The following is a 2753-nucleotide window of genomic DNA, read 5'->3' as shown; positions in this document are numbered from 1 at the left end:
GCGCGGGCCGGAGGCGGCCGCGAACGCAGCGGGCGCGGCGTCGCAGATCGAGTTGGAAGCACTCCTTCGTCTGCGCCTCACGGCGCTGACTCCCACGCGTGACGTCCGGCGCGGCGATGGCCTCGACGATCCCCGCACCATCGCGACGGCCGCTCAGTCCCACGTCGACGAGATCATGTCGCGACTGACGATGTTCGCCGAGTCGGCCGGACATGAGATGACCGCGATCATCCGCGACGAGCACGGACTGGACGAGGGCCTCCTCGCGTTGGACCGCGCCTCGTTCGACGCCATCTCGGCCATGCCTCGCACCGTGCACGGGTGCGGGGTGCTGTTCCGCGCCGGGGTCCTGCCCGAGAACCGGTTGGCCGGCGCGTGGTTCGTTCGAGAGGCCAGTCAGATCCTGCGGCACCCGCATGAGTTCGACGAGACGCAGCCGGACTTCTACGACTACTCCCGTGCGGCGTGGATGTCGGAGACTCCGATCGTCGTCGGTCCCTACGTCGACTCCGGCGGAGTCGACGACTACGTCCTGACGCTGGCCGTGCCCGTCCTGACCGCTGCGGGGTTCATCGGCGTCGCCGCCGCGGACATGCCCGTCGAGCAGTTCGAGCTCGAGTTCGCTCCTCAACTCCTGACGGCAGGACCGATGTCGCTCGTCAACCGAGAAGGTCGCGTCATCGTTTCGACGGTGCCGGCGGTGACGCCGGGCACCTTGCTGCGCTCCGGCCCCGAGACCGATTCGTTCGCGGTCGGCACGTTCGGTTGGCGGGTCATCACCACCCACGGGTGAGGCCTCGACCAGAGACCCGGGCGCGATGTCGAGGGTCCGGTGGTGCGCTTCAGCGCGGAGCTCGCGCAGCCGGTCGACGAGGTCTCGCACGCGCTGCGCGAGGGGCACGGCGGATGACCGGCCCCATGTCGACCGCCGCGAGAACAGGTCCTCCGACAGCATGCCGGCGCCAGAGGGGTGCCGGTGCCGCCGCGCCGGTCTCGATCTCCGAGCGCCGGCCGTCAGCGCTGCGCCGCCAGCCGCTGGGCGACCTGCCGCAGCTCGCGCACCCCGCGCTCGTAGCGGGCCGCGAGCACGATCAGCAGCACGCCGCCGATCCCTACCCAGAGCCACCAGGGCACCGCGCCGTAGACCGCGGCGATCGCCGGCCACAGCTGCACGAGCGCGTGCACCACGAAGACGACGCCGCCCAGCAGGAACGGGGCGGAGAGGCCGCGCAGCGCGCCGGCGAGCAGCACGGCGAGCGCGACGACGCCGAGCCCGGCGACGCGCCACAGCTGGCCCGGCGCCGCGTCGAGCAGCAGGGAGGGGACGAGCAGCACCACGAGCCCTGGACCGAGCTCCGGCCAGGTGCGCCGCCGGCCGTCCCGGCGCAGCCGGGCGGCACCCGCGACGAGCAGGGCGACCGCGAGCGGCGCGGTGACGAGCTCGAGGGGGTCGATCCGACCGACGCGGTCCGAGAGCGGCGCCGCGACGCTGAGGCCGACGACCGCGGCGAGCGCCGCGCCGACGAGCCCCGCCACCTGCAGCGGCCGGCCCGCGACCGTCCGGTCGGCGCCGGAGGCCGTGATCGCCGCGAGCAGCGCCCCGTCGAGCACGAGCGCGACGAGCAGGCGGATCGGCACCTCCTCGGGCCTGCCTGCGGCGGCGAGCCCGACCGCGGTGACGAGCAGGACCGCGAGCCCGCCGGGCACCGCTGGCGACCACGCCGGGCGCGCCCGGCGCACGGCGAGCGCGGTGGCCGACAGGGCCAGCGCCGCGGTCGCCGGCAGCCACCACGCCTCCGCCGCGCCGACCGGCCCGCCCTCTCCCGCGGCGCGCGCCGCGGCGACCAGCACGAGCACGGGCCCGGCGACGACGACCAGCACCATCCGGACCGCGACGCCGCGGATCGCGATCGGCAGCAGCGGCGCGGCCACGACGAGCAGCCCCGCGCCGGCCACGACCACGACGGCGCGCGGGGTGGCGGCGGGCGCGGCCGCGGCGACGATCGCGGTCGGCAGCAGCGCGAAGCCGAGCCCGATGCCGGCCAGCGCGGATCGCAGCGACGGCGGGGAGGAGGGGGACCGCCACGCGAGCAGCACGGCGAGCGCGACCAGCACCGCGGCGGCCGGCAGCCCGTACGCCTCCTGGTCCGGGACGGCCGCGGCGCCGAGGCCGCGCCAGACGGCGAGGACGACGAGCGCCGCGGCGGCCCAGCCGGCGTGCCGGCGCCAGGTGCTCGACCGGAACGGCTCGCCGTCCAGCCACGCGACGACCGCGGTCGCCGCCGCGAGCGCGAGGGTCGCCGCCCAGCCCGTCCACGGGAGCAGCGGGACCGCGATCGCGAGCAGCACGGCGTCGTGGACGGTGCCGAGGGGGCGGTCGGCACGGCGGAGCAGCACGGCGCGGACCAGCGCCGCGAGCAGCACGCCGGCCGCGAGGGCGAGCCCGCCGTCGTCCCCGCCGGCCGGGAGCACCGCCGCGAGCACGAGCGGCAGCACGACCGCGGTGGCGACCGGACCGACGGCGGCGGACACCGCCGCCTCGAGCCGCGGGTCGCCGCGGCGGAGGTGCACCGCGGCGGCGAGCGCGAGCAGGGCCGCGGCGATCGCGAGGACGCCGGGCTGCAGCGGGGACCGCACGAGCAGGCCGCCCATCGCGAGCAGCACACCGGCCGCGGCGACCCCCTCCGCGGCCCTCAGGTCCAGCCGGAACCGTTGCGCCGACGGGACGACGGCGAGCAGCAGCAGCAGAGCCG

2 protein-coding genes are annotated in these 2753 nt (G+C 76.8%); one reads left to right on the top strand and one right to left on the bottom strand.

All coding sequences use genetic code 11. The annotated features are described in order from the left end of the window. On the top strand, positions 1–793 hold a 793-nt coding region (locus ACFE60_RS18630; RefSeq protein ID WP_375390340.1), incomplete at its 5' end, for a cache domain-containing protein. 221 nt (positions 794–1014) lie between these two features. Here the strand turns inward: ACFE60_RS18630 and ACFE60_RS18625 are convergent. Then, a partial coding sequence (locus ACFE60_RS18625; RefSeq protein WP_375390339.1) for an SCO7613 C-terminal domain-containing membrane protein occupies positions 1015–2753 on the bottom strand: 1739 nt, incomplete at its 5' end.

This window comes from uncultured Amnibacterium sp. (assembly GCF_964245895.1).
Taxonomy (GTDB): Bacteria; Actinomycetota; Actinomycetes; order Actinomycetales; family Microbacteriaceae; genus Amnibacterium.
The sequence above is the reverse complement of the archived record's forward strand: the minus strand, read 5'-3'. Positions and strand labels throughout refer to the sequence as shown.